The 22749-nt window shown below is 71.8% G+C and carries 21 protein-coding genes and 1 tRNA gene; 6 read left to right on the forward strand and 16 right to left on the reverse strand.

All coding sequences use genetic code 11. The features are described 5' to 3' along the window. Nucleotides 1-214: 214 nt before the first annotated feature. Together Sdagh_RS13910 and Sdagh_RS13915 are read right to left on the reverse strand one after the other, a co-directional pair. A tRNA-Met gene (locus tag Sdagh_RS13910) sits at nt 215-288 on the reverse strand. Nucleotides 289-341: 53 nt separating this feature from the next. Continuing rightward, nucleotides 342-3290 (reverse strand): UPF0182 family membrane protein, encoded by a 2949-nt coding sequence (locus Sdagh_RS13915; RefSeq protein ID WP_189415537.1) that lies wholly within the window; start codon nt 3288-3290, stop codon nt 342-344. Nucleotides 3291-3456: 166 nt separating this feature from the next. Between Sdagh_RS13915 and Sdagh_RS13920 the strand changes: the two genes are divergently transcribed. Next, the gene (locus Sdagh_RS13920) at nt 3457-3999 is read left to right on the forward strand and encodes a PPA1309 family protein (RefSeq protein ID WP_189415180.1); all 543 of its coding nucleotides are present in this window, start codon (nt 3457-3459) and stop codon (nt 3997-3999) included. A 3-nt stretch (nt 4000-4002) separates the two neighbouring features. Here Sdagh_RS13920 and Sdagh_RS13925 read toward each other — a convergent pair whose 3' ends face one another. From Sdagh_RS13925 to Sdagh_RS13940, 4 genes are all read right to left on the reverse strand, one after another. Continuing rightward, nucleotides 4003-5097 (reverse strand): YlbL family protein, encoded by a 1095-nt coding sequence (locus tag Sdagh_RS13925; RefSeq protein ID WP_189415182.1) that lies wholly within the window; start codon nt 5095-5097, stop codon nt 4003-4005. A gap of 60 nt (nt 5098-5157) precedes the next feature. Beyond that, complete coding sequence (locus Sdagh_RS13930; RefSeq protein WP_189415184.1) at nt 5158-5322, reverse strand: hypothetical protein; 165 nt, start codon at nt 5320-5322, stop codon at nt 5158-5160. Nucleotides 5323-5435: 113 nt separating this feature from the next. Continuing rightward, a complete protein-coding gene (locus tag Sdagh_RS13935) occupies nt 5436-5897 on the reverse strand; it encodes a molybdenum cofactor biosynthesis protein MoaE (protein WP_190008703.1) in 462 nt (153 codons plus the stop codon). Between the two features lie 110 nt (nt 5898-6007). Next, complete coding sequence (locus Sdagh_RS13940; RefSeq protein WP_189415188.1) at nt 6008-7129, reverse strand: SDR family oxidoreductase; 1122 nt, start codon at nt 7127-7129, stop codon at nt 6008-6010. Between the two features lie 192 nt (nt 7130-7321). Between Sdagh_RS13940 and Sdagh_RS13945 the strand changes: the two genes are divergently transcribed. Both Sdagh_RS13945 and Sdagh_RS13950 read left to right on the forward strand, forming a co-directional pair. After that, on the forward strand, nt 7322-8773 hold the full coding sequence (locus Sdagh_RS13945; RefSeq protein WP_189415189.1) for a zinc-dependent metalloprotease: 1452 nt from the start codon (nt 7322-7324) through the stop codon (nt 8771-8773). Further along, nucleotides 8770-9285: an NUDIX hydrolase gene (locus tag Sdagh_RS13950; RefSeq protein WP_189415191.1), complete on the forward strand. Its 516-nt coding sequence runs from the start codon at nt 8770-8772 to the stop codon at nt 9283-9285. Before Sdagh_RS13945 ends, Sdagh_RS13950 begins: the two co-directional genes overlap by 4 nt. Nucleotides 9286-9343: 58 nt before the next feature. On the opposite strand, the gene Sdagh_RS13955 is transcribed toward Sdagh_RS13950, so the two are convergent. The 4 genes from Sdagh_RS13955 to Sdagh_RS13970 all read right to left on the reverse strand — a co-directional run bounded on the left by Sdagh_RS13955 (nt 9344) and on the right by Sdagh_RS13970 (nt 13127). Further along, on the reverse strand, nt 9344-10099 hold the full coding sequence (locus Sdagh_RS13955) for an AIM24 family protein (protein WP_189415193.1): 756 nt from the start codon (nt 10097-10099) through the stop codon (nt 9344-9346). 16 nt (nt 10100-10115) lie between these two features. Continuing rightward, nucleotides 10116-10796: an AIM24 family protein gene (locus tag Sdagh_RS13960; RefSeq protein WP_189415195.1), complete on the reverse strand. Its 681-nt coding sequence runs from the start codon at nt 10794-10796 to the stop codon at nt 10116-10118. Between the two features lie 13 nt (nt 10797-10809). Then, nucleotides 10810-12411 (reverse strand): TerD family protein, encoded by a 1602-nt coding sequence (locus tag Sdagh_RS13965; RefSeq protein ID WP_190077479.1) that lies wholly within the window; start codon nt 12409-12411, stop codon nt 10810-10812. Nucleotides 12412-12530: 119 nt separating this feature from the next. Next, nucleotides 12531-13127, reverse strand: a complete 597-nt coding sequence (locus tag Sdagh_RS13970) for a M48 metallopeptidase family protein (RefSeq protein WP_189415200.1) — start codon at nt 13125-13127, stop codon at nt 12531-12533. 274 nt (nt 13128-13401) lie between these two features. Between Sdagh_RS13970 and Sdagh_RS13975 the strand changes: the two genes are divergently transcribed. Continuing rightward, complete coding sequence (locus Sdagh_RS13975; RefSeq protein ID WP_190077480.1) at nt 13402-14628, forward strand: TOMM precursor leader peptide-binding protein; 1227 nt, start codon at nt 13402-13404, stop codon at nt 14626-14628. Continuing rightward, the gene (locus Sdagh_RS13980) at nt 14621-16060 is read left to right on the forward strand and encodes an ABC1 kinase family protein (RefSeq protein ID WP_190077481.1); all 1440 of its coding nucleotides are present in this window, start codon (nt 14621-14623) and stop codon (nt 16058-16060) included. Before Sdagh_RS13975 ends, Sdagh_RS13980 begins: the two co-directional genes overlap by 8 nt. A gap of 135 nt (nt 16061-16195) precedes the next feature. Here Sdagh_RS13980 and Sdagh_RS13985 read toward each other — a convergent pair whose 3' ends face one another. The 4 genes from Sdagh_RS13985 to Sdagh_RS14000 form a co-directional block, all read right to left on the reverse strand. Then, complete coding sequence (locus tag Sdagh_RS13985) at nt 16196-16519, reverse strand: putative WhiB-interacting protein (protein WP_190077482.1); 324 nt, start codon at nt 16517-16519, stop codon at nt 16196-16198. Beyond that, entirely contained in the window at nt 16516-16884 is a 369-nt protein-coding gene (locus Sdagh_RS13990; RefSeq protein WP_189415208.1) for a WhiB family transcriptional regulator, read from the reverse strand. The genes Sdagh_RS13985 and Sdagh_RS13990 overlap by 4 nt, the downstream gene beginning before the upstream one ends. Before the next feature lie 170 nt (nt 16885-17054). Then, nucleotides 17055-17375: a hypothetical protein gene (locus Sdagh_RS13995; protein WP_190077483.1), complete on the reverse strand. Its 321-nt coding sequence runs from the start codon at nt 17373-17375 to the stop codon at nt 17055-17057. Between the two features lie 162 nt (nt 17376-17537). After that, nucleotides 17538-19742, reverse strand: coding sequence for an ATP-dependent DNA helicase UvrD2 (locus Sdagh_RS14000; RefSeq protein ID WP_189415212.1), 2205 nt, complete (start codon nt 19740-19742; stop codon nt 17538-17540). Between the two features lie 174 nt (nt 19743-19916). Here Sdagh_RS14000 and Sdagh_RS14005 point away from each other — a divergent pair, with 174 nt between their 5' ends. Beyond that, the gene (locus tag Sdagh_RS14005; RefSeq protein ID WP_004983675.1) at nt 19917-20159 is read left to right on the forward strand and encodes a mycoredoxin; all 243 of its coding nucleotides are present in this window, start codon (nt 19917-19919) and stop codon (nt 20157-20159) included. A gap of 66 nt (nt 20160-20225) precedes the next feature. Here the strand turns inward: Sdagh_RS14005 and nudC are convergent, their stop codons facing one another. Further along, nucleotides 20226-21170 (reverse strand): NAD(+) diphosphatase, encoded by a 945-nt coding sequence (nudC, locus tag Sdagh_RS14010; protein ID WP_190008679.1) that lies wholly within the window; start codon nt 21168-21170, stop codon nt 20226-20228. A gap of 160 nt (nt 21171-21330) precedes the next feature. Further along, nucleotides 21331-22743 (reverse strand): dipeptidase, encoded by a 1413-nt coding sequence (locus Sdagh_RS14015; protein ID WP_190008677.1) that lies wholly within the window; start codon nt 22741-22743, stop codon nt 21331-21333. Nucleotides 22744-22749 lie beyond the last annotated feature (6 nt).

The following is a 22749-nucleotide window of genomic DNA, read 5'->3' on the forward strand; positions in this document are numbered from 1 at the left end:
CAACCTGGGTACACCCGGTATACCGCAGTCAGTGAGGTCACTTCAGCGTTTTGTCGACATGCCCACAGAGAGACAAGTCAAACACAGATCGCCCAACTCCCGTAGGCGGCGCGGCCGTCGGGCCGGCCGGACACGCGTCCCGGCACACGACAAAGGCCCGGATCTCATGAGATCCGGGCCTTCGCGGCCGTCCACGTGCTGTGTCCGACTTCAGTAGCGGGGACAGGATTTGAACCTGCGACCTCTGGGTTATGAGCCCAGCGAGCTACCGAGCTGCTCCACCCCGCGCCGTTGTGTTCTCAACCTATCACGGCGCGGGAGGGAGGCCGACCACGGGCCGGTCAGCCGCTGTCCGGGGATGCGCTGTCGCTCGCGCTCGGTGACGGACTGGACGCGCTGTCGCCGTTCTTGCCGCCGCTGCCGCTCCGGTCCGCCTCGGCCTGGGCGTCCTCGGCCCGGCGCAGTGCCTCCTCCAGGTCCTTCTGGGCCTCGCCGTACGCCGTCCAGTCGTTCTCCTGGAGGGCCTTCTGGCCGGCGTCGAAGGCCGCCTGGGCGTCGTCGAGCGCCTGCTGGACCGTCGGGTCGCTCGACGTCGGCGGCGGTTCGGCGGTGTCGTCGCCCTCGTCCGGCGGTTCGGCCGCCGCGCTGCCCTTGCCGAAGACCTTGTCGAGGGCCTCGTCCAGGGTGTCCTCGAAGGCGGTCTGGCCGCCGTAGGTCACCAGCACCTTGCGCAGCAGCGGGTACTTGAGGCCGCCGCCGCGGACGTAGACCGGCTCCACGTAGAGCAGTCCGCCGTCGAGCGGCACCGTCAGCAGGTTGCCGTACTCCACCTCCGAGTCGCCGCCTCTGAGCAGCCTGATGGACTCGGCGATGTCCTGTTCGGAGTTGAACTGGCTCTGCACCTGTTTGGGGCCGTCGACGGTCGTGCTGGTCGGCAGTTTCAGGATTCTGATCTTGCCGTAGCCGCTGGTGCCCGCCTCGGCGTCGACCGCCATGAACGCGCTGAGGTTGTCCCGCCCGTTGGGCGTGAACGTGGTCGTCAGCGAGAACGACTGCTGGTCCTGGTCGGGCATCTTCATGCTCAGGTAGTACGGCGGCACCGCGTCGCCCGACTTGTTGGTCGGGTCCCCCGGCACCTGCCAGACCTCGCTGCCGCTGAGGAACGTCTCGGCGTCCTCCACGTGGTAGCGGCTGAGCAGCTCGCGCTGGACCTTGAACAGGTCCTGCGGGTAGCGCAGATGGGCCATCAGGGCGCCGGAGATCTCCGACTTGGGCTGCACCGTGTCGGGGAACGCCTTCATCCAGGTCTTGAGGACCGGGTCCTGGGTGTCCCACTGGTAGAGCTTGACCTCGCCGGTGTACGCGTCGACGGTCGCCTTCACCGAGTTGCGGATGTAGTTGACCTGGTTCTGCTGGGCGACCACCGCGCGGTTGTCGTTGGTCGCGGTCAGCGAGTCGGCGGTGGTGTCGCCGAGAGTGGTGCGCGAGGCGTACGGATAGCCGTTGGTGGTCGTGTAGGCGTCCACGATCCACTGGATGCGGCCGTCCACCACCGCCGGGTAGGCGTCGCCGTCGATGGTCAGCCAGGGCGCGACCGCCTCGACGCGGTCCTTCGGGGTGCGGTTGTAGAGGATCTTCGAACCGTCGCCGATCGCCCCGGAGTAGAGGATCTGCGGCTCGTTCAACGCCACCGCGTACGCCGCCCGGTTGACCGGGTTGGAGAGGTCGACCCCGCCGTCACCCTTGTAGCTGGTGGTCTTCTCCCCGCTGTCGTCGGAGTAGTCGATCTCCTTCTGGGGACCGCCGACGATGGAGTACGTGCTGGTCTTCTCGCCGTAGTAGATCCGCTGCTCGTACGTGCCGAGGTCGCCCTTGGAGGGCAGGTTGGACTCGGTGAAGACCGGGCGGCCCTCGGGGTCGACCTCGGTGCCCCTGGCGGCGACCACACCGAAGCCGTGGGTGTAGCGGAAGTGGTTGTTGATCCAGTTCTGCTTGTCGACGCCCGCCAGGTTCAGCTCACGCAGGCCGATGACCGTGTCCTGGTCCGAGCCGTCCTTGCTGTAGCGGTCGACGTCCAGGTTGGTCGGGAAGGCGTAGTACTTCCGCATCTGCTGGAGCTGCTGGAACGTCGGCGAGACGATGTTCGGGTCCATGATGCGGATGCTGGCGGTGTCGGAGACGTCGTCGCGCAGCCGCGTCAGGTCCTTGGTGTCGCTCTTGCCGTCGTACTCGGTGACCTCGGTGCCGTCGATGCCGTACGCGTCCCGGGTCGCCGCCAGGTTCTTCTCGACGTACGGCGCCTCCTTGGCCTGCTCGTTCGGCTGGACCTGGAACTTCTGCACGATCGCCGGGTAGAGGCCGCCGATCAGGATGGCGGAGAGCACCATCAGGCCGAAGCCGATCACCGGGAGCTGCCAGGTGCGCCGCCAGATGGTGGCGAAGAACAGCAGGGCGCAGATGACGGCGATGCAGAACAGGATCGTCTTGGCCGGCAGATAGGCGTTGGCGTCGACGTACCGCAGGCCCGTCCAGTTGTCGGTGGCCTTGAAGTCACTGGACTTCACCGCCAGTCCGTAGCGGTCCAGCCAGTACGCCACCGCCTTCAGGGCGACGAAGATGCCGATCAGCACGGACAGGTGGCCGGTGGCCGCTCCCGTGGCGCGGGCGCCGGGGCTGGTGACGCGCAGCCCGCCGTACAGGTAGTGCGTCAGCGCGGCGGCGATCACGGAGATGATCACGGCGGCGAAGCCGAAGCCGAGCAGGAACCGGTACCAGGGCAGGTCGAAGGCGTAGAAGGCCACGTCCAGCTTGAACTGGGGGTCCTTCTGGCCGAACGGCACGCCGTTGACCCACATCAGCCACGTGCGCCACTGGCCGGCCGCCGAGGCACCGGCGATCAGGCCGACCAGGGCGGTGATGCCGAGCAGCAGCCACTTCTTGTAGGGCGCGATGCCCATCCGGTACCGGTCGAGGTTCTGCTGCTCCATCGACATGGCGCTCAGCGGCGGGCGCATGCGGTGGGCCAGCCAGATGTTGAACCCCACGGCGAGGGCCATCAGCAGGCCGAAGACGAAGAACAGTCCGATCTTCGTCCACAGGGTCGTGGTGAACACCGACGAGTAGTCGACCGACCGGTACCAGAGCCAGTCCGTCCAGAAGCCCGCGAACATGGTGAACGCCATGGCCAGCACGGCCAGGACGCCCAGCGTCAGGAGCAGCGTCCGGACGCGCCGGGACGGTCGTCCCACTCTGATCCGTGGCCCTGTCGGGCCTCCGCCGCGGTCCGGCATCTGGAAAGCCAAGGTGCGCACCTCGAAGTTCGCTGTCGTAAGTCCTCAGACCCCCGGGTTCGTGGGCCCTCCGTGCGCCCCCGTACTCGCGGGCCCACACTCATGCAACTTACTCATCGTTTACTCGGTTCCCGATTCCGGCCCCGAACGAGGCAGGATTGTGACCATGTCCAACACCCCCATGGCGGCGAGCCCGCTGACCCGGTCCGTGCTCGAGATCGACGAGTACGTGTCCGGCCTCGGCTGGGACCAGCCCGCCCGCCTCTTCGCCCTCGTAGACACCGCACGACTTCAGGCCGAGCAGCCCTCGCTCGCGGACCGGCTCGGTCTCCAGAACGAGGGCGAGTCCGCCGGCCTCACCCCGATCGAGCAGGACGAAGTGCCGGCGGACCGGCCGCTGGACGAGTTCCTGGCGACCATCGCCTGGCCGGACGCGGTGACCGGCTGCGCCCTGAGTGTGGAGCGGCTGATGCTGCCGCCGTCCGCGGAGGCGCAGGTTCCGCAGGGTCTGGGCGAGGCCGAGCTGGCGAAGTGGGTGGCGGACCACCCGGACCGGCAGGAGGTCCGCATGACGGTGGCCGTGCTGCGCGACGGGGCGCGCGAGTCGGCGCTGCGGCTGCGCGAGAAGGACACGCCGACCGAGGTGCTCACCGGGTCCGACCTGGTGCCGGGCCTTGCCGAGGCGCTGGCGGCGACCTTCGCGGAGTAGGTCTCAGCCCGTCGTGCAGGAGGGCAGCGAGCCGGTGTCCCCGGACCGGATGCCCTTGAGCGCGTCCAGGGCGTCGCCGATGGTGTCCACCTTGACCAGGGTGAGGCCGTCGGGGGTGTCCTTCGCGGCGGCGGCGCAGTTGCCGGCGGGCGTCAGGAAGTACCGGGCGCCCTTGTCGCGGGCGCCGACCGTCTTCATCTCGATGCCGCCGATCGGGCCGACCTTGCCGTCGTCGTCGATGGTGCCGGTGCCCGCGACGAACTGGCCTCCGGTGAGGTCTCCGGGGGTCAGCTTGTCGTAGATGCCGAGGGCGAACATCAGGCCGGCGCTGGGCCCGCCGACGTCGGCGAGCTTGATGTCGATGCTGAACGGGAAGGTGTGGTCGGTCCCGGCGGAGATCCCTACGATGGCGCGCTTCTCTCCGGTGTCGTCGGAGGCGGCCGTGGTGATGGTGACCTTCTCGGTGGTGGTCGCCGTCCGGTTCTCCTTCTCGGCGGCGGCCTGCTCCTTGGCGGGCACGACCGTGAACGTCACGTCCTCGCCGGGCTTGTGCCGGGTGACCAGTTCGGCGACGTCGGCGGGCTGCTTCACCGCCGTGCCGTCGACCGACTTGATCACGTCACCGGCGTGCAGCTCGCCCTCGGCCGGGGAGTCCTTGACGACGGTGGAGACCACCACCCAGGACTTCACCGGGACGTCCAGCTCCTTCAGGGCCGCGACCTTGGCGCTCTCCTGGGACTGGCTGAACTCCTCGGCGTTCTCCTGGGTGGACTGCTCCTCGGTCTTGCCGTCCGGGTAGAGCGTGTCGTGCGGCACGACCTTGTTGTCGTGGGCGAGCCAGCCGTAGACGGCCTCGACGAGGTTCATCTTGTAGTCGGCGCTGGTGACGCGGACCGTCGTCATGTTGAGGTGGCCGCTCGCCTCGTACGTCTTGTGCCCGGAGATCTGGAGCACCGGCTCACCGTCGTGATCGCCCAGCGTGTTCACCGTCGGCCCCGGGGACATCTCCGCGTACGGCACGGGGATGAAGACTCCCGCGCACAGGAGCGCGATCAGCATCAGGGTGGAGGCGAGCATCGTCGCGGTGCGGCGTGGCATGGAACGACAGTACGGGACGGTCCTGTCGGCGCACCGTCAGGGCGGACCGGGCAGGTGGCCCTAGGTACGGGAGTGCTGCTTCTCCATGGCTTCGCGGAAGCGGGCGTACCCGTCGAGTTCGGGACCGTCGCCCCGTACCTTGCGGGTCCGGTTGGCCCAACTTCCCCACAGACCCGCGACGATCGCAGCGACCAGCGGAATGAGCAACCAGGCGAGCGCCGCCATGCCGACCTCCCGACCCCGTGTGCGCGACTGACCGATCAGCAGATTAACCATCCGCAGTGACAACGGTCGTGCCGGGGGTGCGGTTACGCAACCGGACGGCCGCGCGGAGGCCCTCAGCAGGCGCCCACCCACTCCTCCGTGCCGTCGCTGAACGTCTGGTGCTTCCAGATGGGCACCTCGTGCTTGAGGTCGTCGATCAGCTTGCGGCATGCCTCGAACGCCTCGCCCCGGTGCGGGCAGGAGACGGCGACGACGACGGCCAGGTCACCGACCCGCAGGTCGCCCACGCGGTGCACCGCCGCCAGGGCGCGCACCGGGTGGTCGGCGGCGACCTTCTCGGCGATCCGCCGCATCTCCGCCTCGGCGCTGGGGTGGCAGGAGTAGCCGAGCCGGTCGACGTCGGCTCCCCCGTCGTGGTCGCGCACGGTGCCCACGAACAGGGCGGTCCCGCCGGCCGCGGAGTCGCCGACGGCCCGGAAGACCTCGTCCACGGAGAGCGGCGTGTCACGGATCGCGATCAGCTTGACCGGGTCCTGCGCGGCCTGCTCGCCGGGGTGATCGTTCATGGGTGCCATGCCTCCATCGTGCCGCACGGCCGGGAAAGGCGGAACCGTGCTGTCGGCCGGTACGCGCGCGTGCCGGTTCGGAGGCTCCTACGAGAGCCCTGCGGGCGTTCCCGGGGTCGTCAGATCCGGCGTCGGGCCCTGCGTGCCCGGCGGACCACCGCCGCCGCGCCCAGCAGGGCCACCGTCGCGCCCGCCGCGCCCGCCGCCGTCGCGTCCTTGCGGCCCAGGCGCCGCCCGGCGACCGTGTGCCGGCCGGACACCTCTTCGAGCAGCTCGGCGAGGACTTCCTCGTTGGTGTACTTCGGCCGCCACCCGGCGTCGTGCAGCCGGCTGCCGCTGACCACCCAGGGGTACATGGTGTAGGCGAGGTCCCCGGCCGGGGAGGGCGTGAGCCCGATGCGGTGCAGCCGGGCCGCCGCGCCCAGGGCCACCGCGGACGGCAGCTCCATGCGGCGGATGCCGCTCAGCTCCTCGACCTCCTCCTGCTCCAGCCAGCCGTCGCAGCCGACGGCCAGCTCGCCGTCGACCTTCTCCAGGGCGGCGTACTCCAGCGCGCCGCACAGGTCGTCGACGTGGCAGAACTGCCAGGCGGGCCGCGACCCGGCCACCACGAGCAGCCGGGGCGACTCGAAGTACCTGGTCAGCGCCGTGTCGGTGCCGCCGACCAGGACGGCGGGGCGCACGACGGTGACATTCAGCCCGGGGTGCGCGCGGGGCGCGCGGCGGGCGAGGCGCTCGATCTCCAGCAGGTCGCCGACGCCGGTGGCCTCGGCGGTGGCGCGCAGCTCGGCGTCCTCCGACAGGGGCAGCTCGTTGTCCGGCAGGGCGCCGTAGACCATCGCGGAGGTGCACAGCACCACGCGGTGCACGCCGGCCGCCGCGGCGGCGGTCAGCACGGTCTGCGTCCCCCGGACGTTGTAAGCCGTCCGGGCGGCGGCGTCGGTCTCCAGGTCCAGGTCGAGCGCGAGGTGCACCACGACGTCGGCGCCGCGCAGCTTGTCGGCGATGGCCGGGTCCCGCACGTCCAGGACGTGCCACCGCGCGTCCGCGCACTCGCCGCGCCGCTCGTCGATCGCCACGACCTGCTTGACCTCGTCGGACGCGGCGAGCCGGGCGGTGAGCAGGGCGCCGGTGCCGGACGCGGCGCCGGTCACCGCGACGACGGGTCCCCGCGCCACGCGGGCGGACGGGCTGGTTGACTGGTTTCGCGCTGCGCGAACCTGCGGATCTGGGGAACTCACCGGGCGTCTCCAGCGGTTGTCTTCAGTACGCACGCGGTGACGCGTCCGTACCAGGTGGCATCCATCCTGCCGCAGGCCGTCAGTCGGCGAAGCACCGAGGCCCGATCCGCCCCGGGTGTCTACGCTGGGTGGTGAATGTCGGGCAGCCGTGCCGCCGGAGAGAACCGGCGGCCCTACCAGCCGAGGAACCCCGTGAGTGACACCCCATTCGGATTCGGCCTTCCGCCGGAGGAGCCGGACGACGGCGACGAGGGCAAGAAGAAGGACCAGGAGAGCGGCGGTGGTCGGGGACCGGCCAACCCGTTCGGTTTCGGGCAGCCCGGTGGAGGTCTGGGCGGCCCCGGCGCGGACAATCCGTTCGCCGCCATGTTCGGTTCGATGAACCCCACCGACCTGGGCGCCGCCTTCCAGCAGCTGGGCCAGATGCTCTCCTACGAGGGCGGCCCGGTGAACTGGGACATGGCCAAGCAGATCGCCCGCCAGACGGTCGCCCAGGGCGCACCGGACGGCACCAAGGACGCCAGTGTCGGCCCCGCCGAGCGCAGTGCCGTCCAGGAGGCCGTCCGGCTGGCGGACCTGTGGCTCGACGACGCCACCGCCCTGCCCTCGGGCGCGGGCTCCGCGGTGGCCTGGAGCCGCGCGGAGTGGGTCGAGGCGACCCTGCCCGCCTGGAAGGAGCTGGTCGACCCGGTCGCCGAGCGCGTCGGCAACGCCATGGGTGACGTCCTGCCCGAGGAGATGCAGGCCATGGCCGGCCCGCTCATCGGCATGATGCGCTCCATGGGCGGCGCCATGTTCGGCACGCAGATCGGGCAGGCCGTCGGCGTGCTCGCCGGCGAGGTCGTCGGTTCGTCCGACATCGGCCTGCCGCTCGGCCCGGCCGGCAAGGCCGCGCTGCTCCCCGCCAACGTCGAGCGGTTCGGCAAGGACCTGGGCGTCCCCCAGGAGGAGGTGCGGCTGTACCTCGCCCTGCGCGAGGCCGCCCACCAGCGTCTCTTCGCCCATGTGCCGTGGCTGCGCTCGCACCTGTTCGGCGCGGTCGACGGGTACGCCCGCGGCATCAAGGTGGACACCGCCAAGCTGGAGGACGTGGTCGGGCAGTTCGATCCGCAGAACCCCGAGCAGTTGCAGGAGGCTCTCCAGCAGGGCATGTTCCAGCCGGAGGACACGCCGGAGCAGAAGACGGCCCTGGCCCGTCTGGAGACGGCTCTGGCGCTCGTCGAGGGCTGGGTGGACGCGGTGGTGCACGCCGCCGCCAAACCGCGGCTGTCCTCGGCCGACGCGCTGCGCGAGACGCTGCGCCGCCGTCGCGCCTCGGGCGGCCCGGCGGAGCAGACCTTCGCCACGCTGATCGGCCTGGAGCTGCGGCCGCGCCGGCTGCGGGACGCGTCCCGGCTGTGGGCGTCGCTGACGGACGCGCGGGGCGTCGACGGCCGGGACGGCCTGTGGGCCCACCCGGACATGCTGCCGACCGCCACCGACCTGGACGACCCGGACGGTTTCGTCCACCGCGAGCAGCTGGACTTCTCCGAGCTGGACAAGATGCTCGGTGAGGCCGCCGGCAAGCCCGACCTGAAGAAGCGGGAGCAGCGGGAGCGGAAGGACGGGGCCGACGCCGAGGACGAGGGCGACGGCACGGAGTGAGCCTTCACGACGACGCGGTCCTCGTCCTCAAGGGGTACGAGGACCAGGACGAGCTGCGCCAGGTGTACCTCGATCACCTGGCGGCGCATCCGGACGGCCTGTGGAAGTCCTGCGGCGACGGGCACGTCACGGCGAGCGCCCTGGTGATCGACCCCGCGCGCGAGCGGGTCCTGCTGACCCTGCACAGGAAGCTGCGGATGTGGCTGCAGATGGGCGGGCACTGCGAGCCGGAGGACGCCACGCTCGCCGCGGCCGCGCTGCGCGAGGGCACCGAGGAGTCCGGTGTCGCCGGGCTCACCCTGCTCCCCGGCGGCCCGGTGCGGCTGGACCGGCACCACACGCCGTGCGCCTGGCACCTGGACGTCCAGTACGCGGCCCTGGCCCCGGCCGGCGCGGTGGAGGCGATCAGCGACGAGTCGCTGGACCTGCGCTGGTTCGGCTACGACGAGGTAGCGGAGGTCGCCGACGACTCCGTCGTCCGGCTCCTCGCGGCCACCCGCGCCAGGCTCTGACGGCGTACGGGTAAGGGGCGAGCAGCCAGGTGCTCGCCCCTTACCCGTACGCCTCGGGTCAGCTCCAGACGTTGCCCTGGTTCTGACCGCGTGCCCCCTGCTGGCCCACGCCGTACTGGGCGGCCGGTCCGCCGCCGATCGCCGCGTTCTGCGGCGGCAGCAGCTCACTGGGCTGCACGAGGGCGAAGCCGCTGCCCATGAAGCTCAGCTCCCAGCCCTCGCCGGTGTTGCCGCGGCGCCGGAACACCCCCGAGGAATGGGTCTGGGCCTGCATCTGCACCCGCAGCCCGGTGGACCAGGCGACGATCGCGTCCGCGTCGCAGTTGACGTACGTGTCCGGCGTCACCCGCATCAGCAGCGGCGCGCCCGAGGTCATCAGCGCGATCCGGCCGCGGCCGGTGATGTTGAGCTGGTACTTCCCCGAGCCGGAGATGCCGTACAGGCTGTCCACGGCGATGACCTCGTGGTGCAGGGAGGAGTCCATCGCCAGCACATAGGCGCTGTCGACGGTGAGGCCCTCCTGCTCGACGTCCAGGACGTGGATCTGCTGGGCCAGGTTGGCGAGGTAGACCGTGCCCTGCCCGTGGCAGCGCATCAGGTCCAGGCCCTCGCCCGTGCGGGCACGCGCGCGTGCCTGGCCGCGGCTCCGGAACTCGGCGTCGAACTCGACGAGCCCCTGGTAGGCGACCATCGTGCCCTTGCGGGCGAGGATGTCGTCGTGGCCCTCCAGGGCGACGCGGAGCATCTGCTTGTTCTGGAGGCTCCAGCGCTCCGGGGACTGCTGGTCGTTGTAGGCGAAAAGCGGGCTCTGCATGGTGTTCTGCTCCCCCTCAGCCCCGGACCCGGAGACGGTCGGTGCTGTCCTCACTGGGCTGGACGACGACGATGCCCTGACCGGAGAAGGCCATCTGGTAGGCCTCGCCACTGCCGCGGCCGATCAGCGACCCGGCTTTGAAGCTGCGCTTGCCCTTGACCTTCAGGTTCGGCGACCAGGCGACGAGCGCGTCCGGGTCGACGTACGTCTCGTCCTCGCCGCCGCCGCAGTCGACGACGATCGGCTTGCCCCGCGAGGTGAGCGCCACCCACCCCTGGCCGGAGATCTTCGTGTTCCACAGCCCCTGCCCGGCGAACTTCGCCAGGCCCTTGACCCGCTCCACGCCCCAGGTGAGCTGCGCGTCGAAGGCCAGCAGGTTGGTGGCGTTGACGGAGATCCCGTCGCCGTCGAGCTGGATCACGACGACGTCGGCGCCGTAGTCGGCGAGGTAGAGCAGGCCGTCGCCGGAGCACTTCATCAGGGGCGCGCCCTCGCCGGTCATCCAGTCCTTGGCGATCTGCCGGACGGCGGGCGGGTTGGGCTCGTACTGCACGAAGCCCTCGTAGGCGACCATCGAGCCCACGCGCGCGAAGAGGTCGTTGCCGGTCTGCAGGGCGACCTTGAGCATGTGGTCGCCGTGGTTCTCCATGCGGGCGGTGACCGGTGCGGGGGCGTAGCCCGCGAGCGGCTGGTTCATGTCGGGCGCTCCCTCAGATCTCGTACGGCTGGACGACGATGAAGTTGCCGGGCGCTCCCCGGAACTGGAGGTTCACGCTCTCGCCGGTGTCGCCGGGGTAGGAGTTGCGGCGCATCCGCACCTGGCTGGAGACGATGACCTGGGCGGCGGCCGACCAGGCGACGACCGCGTTGCAGTCGGCGAACGTGGTGGGGGTGACCGGCAGGACCACCGGCGTGCCGTGGGTCTTGAGGACGAGCGTGCCGGTGCCCTGGAACTGCATCGTGAACAGCGCGCCGCCGGGGATGCCGTGGCCCTCGATCCGGCGTACCTCGTACTGGAGGCTCTCGTCGAACGCCAGCACGTTCTCCGCGGAGACGCAGACGGCGTCGCCCTGGAGCTCGATGGGGTGGAGCATCGTGGAGCTGTCGGCGAAGAACACCTGGCCCTTGCCGGTGCAGCGCATGAGCTGCATCTCCTGGCCGGTGGCGTTGCCGACGATCCGGCCGGCGAATCCGGCGCCCTTGTAGCTGAAGTCGACCTTGCCCTGGTAGAGCACCATGCTGCCCTGCCGGGCCAGCACGGGCTGGTCGCCGAGGCCGAGGTCGACCCGGACCAGCTTGTCGTTCTGCTGCGTCCAGCGCTGCCCGGTGGGCGTCTCCCGGAACTTCTGGAGGGCGGCCCCGACCCCGGCGGGCTGCGGCGCTCCCTGCGGGACGGTCTGGGGCGGTACGGCGCCCTGGGGTGCGCCGTAGGGGGCCTGCCCGCCGTGGCCCGGGGGCGGGCTCTGGGGTGCCGGGGCGGGGTGCGGGACCTGCGGCCGGCCGTAGCCCGGGGGCAGCGGGGCGGTCTGGTCGGGCGCCTGGGGGTACGGCTGCTGCTGCACCGGCTGGCCGTGCGGCACGGGGGCCGGGGCGGGCGGGGGCGTGGGGGCCGGCGGAGGGGCGAAGCCCTGGGCGGCGGGCCGGGGCGCCGGAGCGGGGGGCGCGGGCGGGGCGGCGGGGACGCCGAACGCCGGGGGCTGCGGGGCCGGCGCGGGCGGGGCGAACCCGGGGACGGCACCGGTCCCCGGGTCCGCGGCCGGCTGTGCGGGCTCGGGAGTCTCCTCCTCCGCCACCTCACCGCCGAAGTTCTTCAGCAGCGCGTCCAGGCCGCCGTCGAAGCCCTGCCCGACGGCCGCGAACCGCCAGACGTCCTTCAGGTAGAAGTCGCCGAGCATCACGGCCCGCTCGGTGGAGAACTCCGAGCCGTCGAACGGATAGCGGGCCACCTCCTCGCCGCCCGCGACGATGCGGAGGTACCCGGGGCCGATCTGCGACATCTGCCCGGCGCCGTCGAGCGTCGCCGTGAAGGACAGCTTCTGGATCTGCGGCGGGATCCGCTCCAGGGTGACGCGGAAGGACTCCGTGTCCCCGGCCTGCGCCCCCAGGAGCTGAATGGACTCCTCGGGGGACTTCGGCTGGTTGTAGAAGATGAAGTACCGGTCGTCCGAGAGCCGTTCGTCGGCGTCCAGACCGAAGCAACTGATGTCGAAGGTCAGCCCGGGGCCGGAGATCTGCACACCTACGTACAGATCCGTGCCCGCGGTGAGATCGCTGATCCTGGCCTTGTGGCCGCGTTGGAATTCCCTGGCCATGCGTACGACCGTCCCCCATCCCGAAAACAAGTGCGTCGCGTCAGGCTAACCGCAAAGGCTGACACCGCCCGAAGCCGGTACGGACCCGGTACGGAGCCGGTACGGACCGCCCGCGGGTGTCAGCGCTCGCGAGCCCCCGGCACGTGCGGCAGGCGGTCGGCGGCGACCACGCCTTCGAGGTAGCCTCGGGCCCGTTCGGTCCGCGGGTACGCCTCCAGCAGGCGCCAGAAGTCGGGACCGTGTCCGGGAACCAGCAGGTGGGCCAGTTCGTGCAGGAGGACGTAGTCGACGACGTACTCGGGCATCCCCTGGAGCCGGTGGGAGAGGCGGATGCTCCCCTCCGCGGGGGTGCACGAGCCCCAGCGCGTGTTCTGGTTGGTGACCCAGCGGACCGAGCCGGGGCGCGCGCGTCCCTCGAAGTACTGGGCGGAGAGCCGCTGCGCGCGTTCGGCCAGCTCCGTGTCGCCGAGGACCCGCTTGCTCTCCTGGGCCTCCAGTTTGCCGAGCATGACGTCGACCCAGCGCTTCTCCTCCGCCTCGGACATCCGGGCGGGGATCAGCACGATGGTGCGGTCGCCCTCGCGGTAGGCGGAGACCGTCCTGCGGCGGCGGGTGCTCCGGCGCACCTCGATCGCGCGCGCGCCCGCGCCACCGGGCGGCTCGCCGGCGGGCAGGCGTCGTGGCGTTCCGGCACGGTGCAGTGGGTCGGCGGACACGCCCCGACGTTACCCGCTGCGCCCGGGGAAGTCCCGGTTCCGGACGGTTCCCGGCGGCTCGCCCACCGGATCGCGCCCCCGGCACCACCCGTGCGCCGGGGGCGACCGGGGCGACCGGGGCCGGGAGACCTCCCGCTACCAGTACGACAATCATCCACCGCCTGTGGATAACTTTCGGCACGCTCCGACCGGACCGGGCATGCTGGCACGCGTCGGCCCGCTCTCGACCACCGGGCCGGCCCACGGGGACCACGAGAGCGTACGGGGGCCTGACATGCATCCGATGGTGAAACCCGCGCTGCGGCGCGGCTGGCGGGATCTCAACACCGTGCAGTTCGGGATGGCCCCGGCGCACGCGCTGACGCTGGGACCGGTGGACCTGGCGACGGGCAGCTTCCTCGACCTGCTCGACGGCACCCGCGGGCTGCCACTGCTGCGCGAGGAGGGACACAAGATGGACCTGCCCGAGGGCCATGTCGACCTGCTGGTCGAACGGCTGTCACGGGCCGGGCTCCTCGACGACGCCCGTGGCGGCGGGCCGGCCGCCGACGCCCTACGCGAGGACGAGGAGGCCCTGGACCGGCTCCGCCCGGACCTGGCGTCGCTCTCCCTGACCACCTCGGAGCCGGGGGCTGCCATGGGACGGCTCGCCGCCCGCCGTGCCCAGCGCGTGCAGGTCAGAGGTGCGGGCCGGGTGGGTGCCGTACTGGCGTCGCTGTTGTCGGGCGCCGGGATCGGCGAGGTCGACGTGCTCGACGGCGGTCGCGTCGAGCCGTGGGACGTCGCTCCGGGCGGGCTCCCCGCCGAGTCGGTGGGCGACCGGCGGTCCGACTCCGCCCGCCGTGCCGTGCGCCGGGCGGCGCCTGGCCGCCCGGCCCGCCGCGGGCCCGCGGCACCACCCGAGGACGGCGGCCCGGGATTCTCCCTGGTGGTCCTGGCTCCGCGCGACGACGTCGCCGTGCACGCGCCCCCGCCGTCCGCCGCCGACCCCTTCATGGCCGCCGGCACCCCTCATCTGTACGCCGGGGTGGCGGAGGGCACCGGCATCGTCGGCCCCTTCGTCCTGCCGGGCGAGACGGGCTGCGCGGGCTGCCTCCAGGAGCACCGCACCGACCGGGATCCGGCCTGGCCCCGGCTGATCACCCAGTGGCGTTCCGGCTCCCAGCGCCGGGTACGGCCCTGCGATCTGGCGCTGGCCACCACGGTCGCCGGTCTCGCCGCCGCACACGCCCTCGCGTTTCTGGACGGCCACCTGCCCTCCAGCGCGGGCACCCGCTGGGAGGCCGCCCTGCCCGGTCTGAACTGGCACGCCCGGCAGATCCCGGCCCATCCCGGGTGCCCTTGCGGCGCGGCGGGCAGGACCGAAGAGGAAGGTGAGCGGGAACACGTCGTCAGGAAGGGCGACCGGCGCGAGACAATGGCGGGGCAACGGCCGTCAGCCGGCGTACGACGCGAGGCAGGGGCGGCTCGGCCGGCCGGCACTTGGAGGGCGCATGTCTGATCTTCCCCGGAAGGCGGTCACCAGGACCGCCAAACTGGCCGCGCTCCCGCTCGGCTTCGCCGGACGGGCCACCTGGGGACTCGGGAAGCGGATCGTGGGCGAGTCCGCCGAGCTGGTCGGCCAGCAGTTGCAGCAGCGCACCGCCGAGCAGCTGTTCAAGGTGCTCGGCGAGCTCAAGGGCGGGGCGATGAAGTTCGGCCAGGCCCTGTCCGTCTTCGAGTCCGCCCTGCCCGAGGAGATCGCCGGACCCTACCGGGCGGCCCTGACCAAGCTTCAGGAGGCCGCTCCGCCGATGCCGACGCGCACGGTGCGCGCCGTCCTCGCCGAGCGCCTCGGTGCCGACTGGGAGGAGCTGTTCGAGCAGTTCGAGGACAAGCCCTCCGCGGCGGCTTCCATCGGCCAGGTGCACCGCGGTGTGTGGCACGACGGCCGCGAGGTCGCGGTCAAGGTCCAGTACCCGGGGGCCGGCGAGGCCCTCCTGTCGGATCTCAACCAGCTAGGCCGGTTCGCCCGGCTGCTGGGCCCGCTGATTCCCGGCCTGGACATCAAGCCGTTGATCACGGAGCTGAAGGACCGGGTGTCGGAGGAACTGGACTACGGTCTGGAGGCCCAGGCCCAGCGGGCCCACGCCGAGGAGTTCGCCGACGACCCGGACATCGTGGTGCCGGACGTGGTCCGCCAGTGCGAGCAGGTCCTGATCACCGAGTGGATCGACGGGGTTCCGCTGTCCGAGGTCATCGCGGACGGCACGCCTGCCCAGCGGGACCGGGCAGGTCAGCTCCTCGCCCACTTCCTGTTCGCCGGGCCGGCCCGTACCGGCCTGCTGCACGCCGACCCCCACCCGGGTAACTTCCGGCTGCTGCCCGGCGGCCCGGACGGCGAGGACGACTGGCGGCTGGGCGTCCTGGACTTCGGCACGGTCGACCGCCTCCCGGGGGGTCTGCCGGCCACCATCGGCGCCTGTCTGCGCATGGCCCTGGACGGCGAGGCCGAGGCCGTCTACGAGGAGCTGCGCACAGAGGGCTTCGTCAAGGAGACGGTGGAGCTGGACCCGGACGCGGTCCTCGACTATCTCCTGCCGATCATCGAGCCGGCCCAGGTCGACGCGTTCACCTTCAGCCGGGGCTGGATGCGCAGTCAGGCCGCCCGCATAGGCGACATCCGCTCTCCCGCGTACCAGCTGGGCAAGCAGCTCAACCTGCCGCCGGCGTATCTGCTGATCCACCGGGTGACCCTGAGCACGATCGGTGTGCTGTGCCAGCTCGGTGCCACGGTCCGGTTGCGCGAGGAGCTGGAGGCGTGGCTGCCGGGATTCCTCGCCGAGCCGTCCGTGGCGGAATCCGCAGAGAAAGAAGCAGAGGAAGAAGGGGAAGCAGAGGGGGCGGCAGAAAAGGCGGAAGGGGAGGACGAGGAGCGGGCGGCGGAGGCGTGAGCACCGGCCACCACTCCGCGCCCCGCACCGGGGCCCCGGACGCGCCGCGGGGGCCGGTCCGTACGGACGGACCGGCCCCCGCGAGGGAAGACTTCGCCTCCCGGCCTGGGAGGTCACCGCTTCAGGTGTGCTCGGTCACTGCATCAGGGCCATGGCGAGCGCGCGCCGGGCACGCAGGGAGGCGCGCTCGGCCCTGCGCTGCATCCGGCGGGCGGCCGCCAGGCGCAGGGCCCGGCGTTCCCGCTCGGCCTCGTGCAGCCGGTCGTGCATATGCGCACGGGCCAGGGCTTCTTGGATGAGTTGCATCTCTCGGGTCCTGTTCTGTCGCGAGTCGTTCGCGCCATTGGTGGTGAGGTCTTCGGGTGCGGAGCCTGCGGGCTCGTGGGTGGACGGCTTCATCGGGGCCTGCTTCATGGGGTCGTACGTGAGGGGACGGTCGATCGTGCCTGCGGTGTTCATGCTGTGACCGGGTTCTTCCGCGGACGGCCGCGCGGCCGCTTCCGGGCGACGACGACCCCCTGCACGAACAGCTCGCCACCCCAGACGCCCCAGGGCTCGCGCCGCTCCTTGGCGCCGGCGAGGCAGGCCTCGATCAGCGGGCAGGTGCGGCAGAGGGACTTGGCGTACTCGACGTCCGCGGGCGACTCGGCGAAGAAGACCTCCGGGTCGTAGGAGCGGCACGGGACGGGTACGCCGAGGTTCTCGATGGCGTCGTCGAGCGCGGTGAGCGCGGTGAGCGGGATCAAGGCGGGGTCCTCCGTGGAGCCGGGCTTGGGGATGGTGCCGGAAGGTGGTACGGACGGGGCGTGCGCTTCGAGTTGCACGGTTCGTCTTCCTCGTCTGGTCGGTCCGGCCGGTCGGCCGGGGCGGCTTGGTACCGGGTCTCTGGTCGTCCCGAGGCCCCTTCGCCCTGTCGCCCCCGTTCGGGGAAAACAGAAGGGCCGCGGATCCCGGGTGGGGTTCCGCGGCCCTGAAGGCGCCGGCCTGATCTAGATCAGGCTGGATCACTCCAGGGTTCTGGCCCACGGAAGGCCCACATCAGGTGGTGCTGCGTCGTCTGCTTCCGGAATCCGGCACCGGCCGCCGCAAAGGCAGAGGCCTGGGCCTGTGCCACTACTGCTGCTTCCAGTGCCTCGGTCGGTCGCTCATCGCGCTCACGGACAGGGAAGCCCGAGAGAGCGACGGAGGAGGACGCCGGACGCACGGCAGGAATGCCGGACAGACCGGTGCCCGCGTTGGGGACGCCGAGCATGCAGAGGGAGACGGACGAGCGATCGGTCAGTTTCAGGGCGGAGCCGCTGTTGATGCTGATCACTGGAATCGCCTCCTCTCGGCGTCTGGGGGATCGGGCGAACCGATCCGCGGAAATGCAAGTACAACACGGATTCAGGGCCTTCGGGAAGGCCGCTGCTCCCGTGTGCAAGAACCTATGGGGATCGCTGGGGCATGCGCAAACTATTTTTTCGCAGAGTTCGGATCAGTCGCCGTTGTCGGCCCCGTCGACCTCCTGACCGGTGCAGATGGCCAGCACATCGGCCCCGTAGCGGGTGAGCTTGCGGGCGCCGACGCCGGGGATGCGGGACAGCTCCCGTTCGTCGTCCGGGACGGTCTCCGCGATCGCCATCAGCGTCTTGTCGGTGAAGACGCAGAAGGCGGGCTGCCCGCTGCGTTCCGCCTGGACGGCACGCCAGGCGAGCAGCCGCTCGTACACGCCCTCGTCCATGTCGGAGGGGCAGCCCTCGCAGCGCATCAGCTTCATCTCACCGGCGTCGGTGAGCGAGCGCCCGCAGACCCGGCAGCGGGCCGGGGCGCGCTGGGTCCGCCGCGGGGCCGGGGCGAGCGCGGAGCGGCCCGAGGAGCCTCGCTCGACTCCTCCGGCGCCGCCGGCGGCCAGGCGTCCGCCGGCGGCTCCGGCCGAGCCGGGCCTGAGGCCGTCGAGGAAACGGCTCGGGCGGCGACCCGCCCGGCCGCCGGGCGAGCGGGCCAGTGCCCAGGAGAGGTGCAGGCGTTCACGCGCGCGGGTCACACCGACATAGAGGAGGCGGCGCTCCTCCTCTATCTGTTCGTCGGTCTTTGCGTAGGTGATCGGCATCATGCCCTCGGCGAGGCCGACCAGGAAGACGACGTCCCACTCCAGGCCCTTGGCCGAGTGCAGGGAGGCGAGGGTGACGCCCTGCACGGTGGGCGCGTGCTGGGCGCCGGCCCGCTCGTCGAGCTCGGCGACGAGGTCACCGAGGGTGGCGTCGGGCTTGGCGGCGGCGAAGTCCTGCGCGAGGTGCACCAGGGCGGCCAGGGACTCCCAGCGCTCCCGGACCGCGCCCGAACCGGCCGGGGGTTCGGTCGTCCAGCCCTCCCCCGACAGCACGGCGCGGACCTGGGACGGCAGGTCGACGGTGTCGTCCAGGAGGGCGTCGTTGCCGCCGAAGCGGGCCGCGGCGCGCAGCGCGGTGCCGGCCTTGCGCACCTCGGGACGGTCGAAGAACCGTTCCGCGCCGCGCAGCTGGTAGGGCACCCCGGCGTCGGCGAGGGCCTGCTCGTAGATCTCCGACTGGGAGTTGGTGCGGAACAGCACGGCGATCTCGGCGGGCGGCACGCCGGAGTCGACGAGTTCGCGGATGCGGCGGGCGGCGCCCTCCGCCTCGGCGGGTTCGTCGGTGTACTCGGTGTAGACGGGCTCGGGTCCGGCGGGACGCTGGGAGACCAGTTCGAGACGGTGGTCGGCGGCACGGCCCCGGGCCTGGGCCAGCAGTCCGTTGGCGAGGTGGACGACCTGGGGGGTGGAGCGGTAGTCCCGGACCAGCTTGACGACGGTCGCCCCGGGGTGGCGGAGCCGGAAGTCGAGCAGGTGGTCGGGGGTTGCTCCTGTGAACGAGTAGATGGTCTGGCTGGCGTCGCCGACCACGCAGAGGTCGTCGCGGTCGCCGAGCCACAGGTCCAGCAGCCGCTGCTGGAGGGGGCTGACGTCCTGGTACTCGTCGACCACGAAGTGCTGGTACTGGGCGCGGACCTGCTGGGCCACGTCCGGCCGGTCCTGGAGCACCGCCACGGTCAGCAGCAGCACGTCCTCGAAGTCGATGACCCCGCGTCCGCGTTTGAGTTCCTCGTAGGCGGAGTAGAGCTGGGCGATCTCCGCGGGGTCGCGGGGTGTCTCCCGTCCCGCCTTGGCCGCCGCGAGGGCGTAGTCCGCGGGGACGGTCTGGGTGACCTTGGACCATTCGATCTCGGCGGTGACGTCCCGCAGCTCGCCCCGGTCGAGGCGGACGCGGCAGGCGGCGGCCGCGTCGGCGACGAGCTGGATCTTGCGGTCGACGAGCCGGGGCATGGCGCCGCCGATCGCCTTCGGCCAGAAGTACTGGAGCTGCCGCAGCGCCGCCGAGTGGAAGGTGCGGGCCTGGACGCCGACGGCGCCGAGCTGGCGCAGCCGGCCGCGCATCTCGCCCGCGGCGCGGTTGGTGAAGGTGACGGCGAGCACGGTGGTGGGCTGGAGGATGCCGGCCCGTACCCCGTAGGCGATGCGGTGGGTGATGGCCCGGGTCTTGCCGGTGCCCGCGCCCGCCAGTACGCACACCGGGCCGCGCAGGGCGGTGGCCACTTCGCGCTGCTCGGGGTCGAGACCGTCGAGCACCGCGTCGGCCGAGTCCGGTACCTGCGGGAAGAGGGTGGAGTGCGTTGCTGCTGTCACACAGCCATGCTGCCAGGTCGCGAGAGGAGGGAGCGCCGGTTGTCCACAGGCGGGACCTCGCGGTCGTACCAATGCGTGCCTCCCCGGACGAGGGCCGGGAATGGGGACGGCTCCGCGGGCGTTTGCCTCAGGGCGAACAGACACTCCCCGAGCCGTTGAAGGAGCACGAGAGACATGCCGGGCACTGTGACGATGTACAGCACCACGTGGTGCGGCTACTGCCGTCGGCTCAAGAGCCAGATGGACCGTGAGGGTATCGCGTACACCGAGATCAACATCGAGCAGGACCCGGAGTCGGCGGCGTTCGTGGAGAAGGCGAACGGTGGCAACCAGACGGTGCCGACCGTGCTCTTCCCCGACGGCTCGACGCTCACCAACCCGTCGCTGGCTCAGGTGAAGCAGAAGATCGGCGCCTGAGCGCAGGCAGTCGTGACCGAGGGGGCCGTCCCGGCGGGACGGCCCCCTCGGTCGTGTCCCGGCTGCTCAGACGAAGCTGCGAGTCGGCAGCGGCTTGCCGTACCACAGCTCGATCAGGCGGGCGGCGATCGAGATGCCGTAGGGCGGGAGGACCTCGCCCGACTCGAAGGCGGCGCCCAGTTCGTCGCGGGAGAACCAGCGGGCCTCGTGGATCTCGTCGCCGTCGACCGTGATGTCGGTCGAGACGGCACGGGCCATGAAGCCGAGCATGAGGCTGGACGGGAACGGCCATGGCTGGCTGGCGACGTACTCGACCGGGCCGACGGTGATGCCGGCCTCCTCCTGGACCTCACGGCGCACCGACTGCTCGATGGACTCGCCGGGCTCGACGAAGCCCGCGAGGGTCGAGAAGCGGCCCTCGGGCCAGTGCACCTGGCGGCCGAGCAGGATGCGGTCGCTGTCGTCGATGACGGCCATGATCACGGCCGGGTCGGTGCGCGGGTAGTGCTCGGCGCCGCAGGCGGGGCAGCGGCGGATGTGGCCGGCCGCGGCGATGACGGTGCGCTCGCCGCAGCGGGAGCAGAACCGGTGGGTCCGCTGCCAGTTCTCCAGGCCGACCGCGTGCACCATGAGGCCGGCGTCGCGCGGGGAGAGCAGCAGGCCGGCCTCCCGGAGGCCCGCCGGGCGCGCGGACTGGTCCATGCGGCCGGGCAGCGAGTCCTTCTGGAGCGCGAAGTAGCTCACGCCGTCCTCGTCGATGCCGAGGAAGTAGCGGTGCGCCTCGGTGAGCGGGGCCTCGAAGGAGGGCGTCATGACGAGTTCGGTACGGCCGTCCGGCGTCTCGTCGATGAGGACCTGACCGCCGGAGACCACGAAACAGCGCGTGGAGGGGTGGCTCCACGCGGCCGCGAGCCACGCCTCGTCGAGACGGTGGTGCGCGGCGCGGTCGACACCGCTCGGTTCGGTGAGCGAGATGGGACGTTCGGCGGTGCGGTCGGTCCAGGTGGTCACAGGTGCTTCCAACTCCCCCGGTGCGGTGGTCAGTGGTTCGGCGGGCGGTTCGGCGGGTTCTGGGGCGGCGGACGGCGACCGGGTCCCGGAGGGCCCGGCGGTACGGGCTCGCCCCGGGTGCCCCGCGCCGGAAGCCGGTCCGGACGGTCGGGCGGCATCGTCAGGGGCCGTGCCGCCAGTGCGTCGCGAGGTCGCCCCACAGGTGTGCGGAGGTCTCCACGCCCTTGAGGAGCAGGTCGAGCTCGACCTTCTCGTCGGGGGCGTGCCAGCCGTCGGACGGGACGGAGATGCCCAGGAAGAGCACCGGTGCGCCGAGAACGTCCTGGAGGTCGGCCGCGGGACCGGAGCCTCCTTCACGGGTGAAGCGCACCGGCTGCTCGAAGGCCCGTTCCATGGCGCGGACGACGGACTGGAGCGCCGGGTGGTCGAGGGGCGTCAGGCACGGCCGGGTGGCCGGGGCGAAGGCGATCTCGCAGCGGATGCCCGGCGGGACCCGTCCGGCGGCCCAGGCACGGACGGCCTTCTCCACATGGTCGGGGTCCTGGCCGGCGACGAGGCGGAAGGAGAGCTTCACCATCGCGCTGGACGGGATGACGGTCTTGCTGCCGGGGCCCTGGTAGCCGCCGCCGATGCCGTTGACCTCGGCGGTCGGGCGGGCCCAGACGCGTTCCAGCGTGGTGTGCCCGGCTTCGCCGTGGGCGGCGCGGGACTTGGCCGTGCTCAGCCACCGCTGCTCGTCGAAGGGCAGTTCGGCGAAGAGTTCGCGCTCGCGGTCGGTCAGCTCGACGACACCGTCGTAGAAGCCGGGGATCGCCACGCGCGCGTGCTCGTCGTGCAGGGCCGCGACCAGACGGGCCATCTCGGTGGCGGGGTTGGGCACGGCGCCGCCGAAGGAGCCGGAGTGGATGTCCTGGTCGGGTCCGTGGAGCCGGATCTCGCACTCGGCGAGGCCGCGCATACCGGTGCAGACCGTGGGGGTGTCCTCGGCCCACATGCCGGTGTCGGAGACGATCACGGCGTCGGCGGCTAGCCGCTCGGCGCGCTCCTCGACGAGGGCTCGGAAGTGCGGGGAGCCGGACTCCTCCTCGCCCTCGATGAGCAGCTTCAGGGTGACGGCGGGGGCGGTGCGGCCGGTGGCGGCGAGGTGGGCGCGGACGCCGAGGGTGTGGAAGAACACCTGGCCCTTGTCGTCGGCGGCGCCGCGCGCGTACAGCCGGCCGCCGCGGACGACGGGCTCGAAGGGGTCGCTCGTCCAGCCGTCCTCGCGGGCGGCGGGCTGCACGTCGTGGTGTCCGTAGACCAGGACCGTGGGGGCCCCGGGGTCACCGGCCGGCCACTCGGCGTAGACGGCGGGCGCACCGGGCGTCTCCCAGACCTCGGCGGTCGGGAACCCGGTCTCCTTGAGCTTCGCGGCGAGCCAGTCGGCGCTGCGGCGCACGTCGGACGCGTGCGCGGGCTGCGCCGACACCGAGGGGATGCGCAGCCACTCGACGAGGTCGTCGAGGAAGGCGGCGCGGTGCCGCGCGATGTGCGTACGGACGGCGCTGACGGCACTGTCAACGGGCTTGCTCATGCCTCC

This window comes from Streptomyces daghestanicus (assembly GCF_020521275.1).
Taxonomy (GTDB): domain Bacteria; phylum Actinomycetota; class Actinomycetes; order Streptomycetales; family Streptomycetaceae; genus Streptomyces; species Streptomyces griseoviridis.

What these genes read in the sequence shown, in the direction of transcription:
- Sdagh_RS13915 (WP_189415537.1), bottom strand. Translation starts at nt 3,290, where the DNA reads ATGCCGGACCGCGGCGGAGGCCCGACAGGGCCACGGATCAGAGTGGGA.
- Sdagh_RS13920 (WP_189415180.1), top strand. Translation starts at nt 3,457, where the DNA reads ATGTCCAACACCCCCATGGCGGCGAGCCCGCTGACCCGGTCCGTGCTC.
- Sdagh_RS13925 (WP_189415182.1), bottom strand. Translation starts at nt 5,097, where the DNA reads ATGCCACGCCGCACCGCGACGATGCTCGCCTCCACCCTGATGCTGATC.
- Sdagh_RS13930 (WP_189415184.1), bottom strand. Translation starts at nt 5,322, where the DNA reads ATGGCGGCGCTCGCCTGGTTGCTCATTCCGCTGGTCGCTGCGATCGTC.
- Sdagh_RS13935 (WP_190008703.1), bottom strand. Translation starts at nt 5,897, where the DNA reads ATGGCACCCATGAACGATCACCCCGGCGAGCAGGCCGCGCAGGACCCG.
- Sdagh_RS13955 (WP_189415193.1), bottom strand. Translation starts at nt 10,099, where the DNA reads ATGCAGAGCCCGCTTTTCGCCTACAACGACCAGCAGTCCCCGGAGCGC.
- Sdagh_RS13960 (WP_189415195.1), bottom strand. Translation starts at nt 10,796, where the DNA reads ATGAACCAGCCGCTCGCGGGCTACGCCCCCGCACCGGTCACCGCCCGC.
- Sdagh_RS13965 (WP_190077479.1), bottom strand. Translation starts at nt 12,411, where the DNA reads ATGGCCAGGGAATTCCAACGCGGCCACAAGGCCAGGATCAGCGATCTC.
- Sdagh_RS13975 (WP_190077480.1), top strand. Translation starts at nt 13,402, where the DNA reads ATGCATCCGATGGTGAAACCCGCGCTGCGGCGCGGCTGGCGGGATCTC.
- Sdagh_RS13980 (WP_190077481.1), top strand. Translation starts at nt 14,621, where the DNA reads ATGTCTGATCTTCCCCGGAAGGCGGTCACCAGGACCGCCAAACTGGCC.
- Sdagh_RS13985 (WP_190077482.1), bottom strand. Translation starts at nt 16,519, where the DNA reads ATGAACACCGCAGGCACGATCGACCGTCCCCTCACGTACGACCCCATG.
- Sdagh_RS14005 (WP_004983675.1), top strand. Translation starts at nt 19,917, where the DNA reads ATGCCGGGCACTGTGACGATGTACAGCACCACGTGGTGCGGCTACTGC.
- Sdagh_RS14015 (WP_190008677.1), bottom strand. Translation starts at nt 22,743, where the DNA reads ATGAGCAAGCCCGTTGACAGTGCCGTCAGCGCCGTCCGTACGCACATC.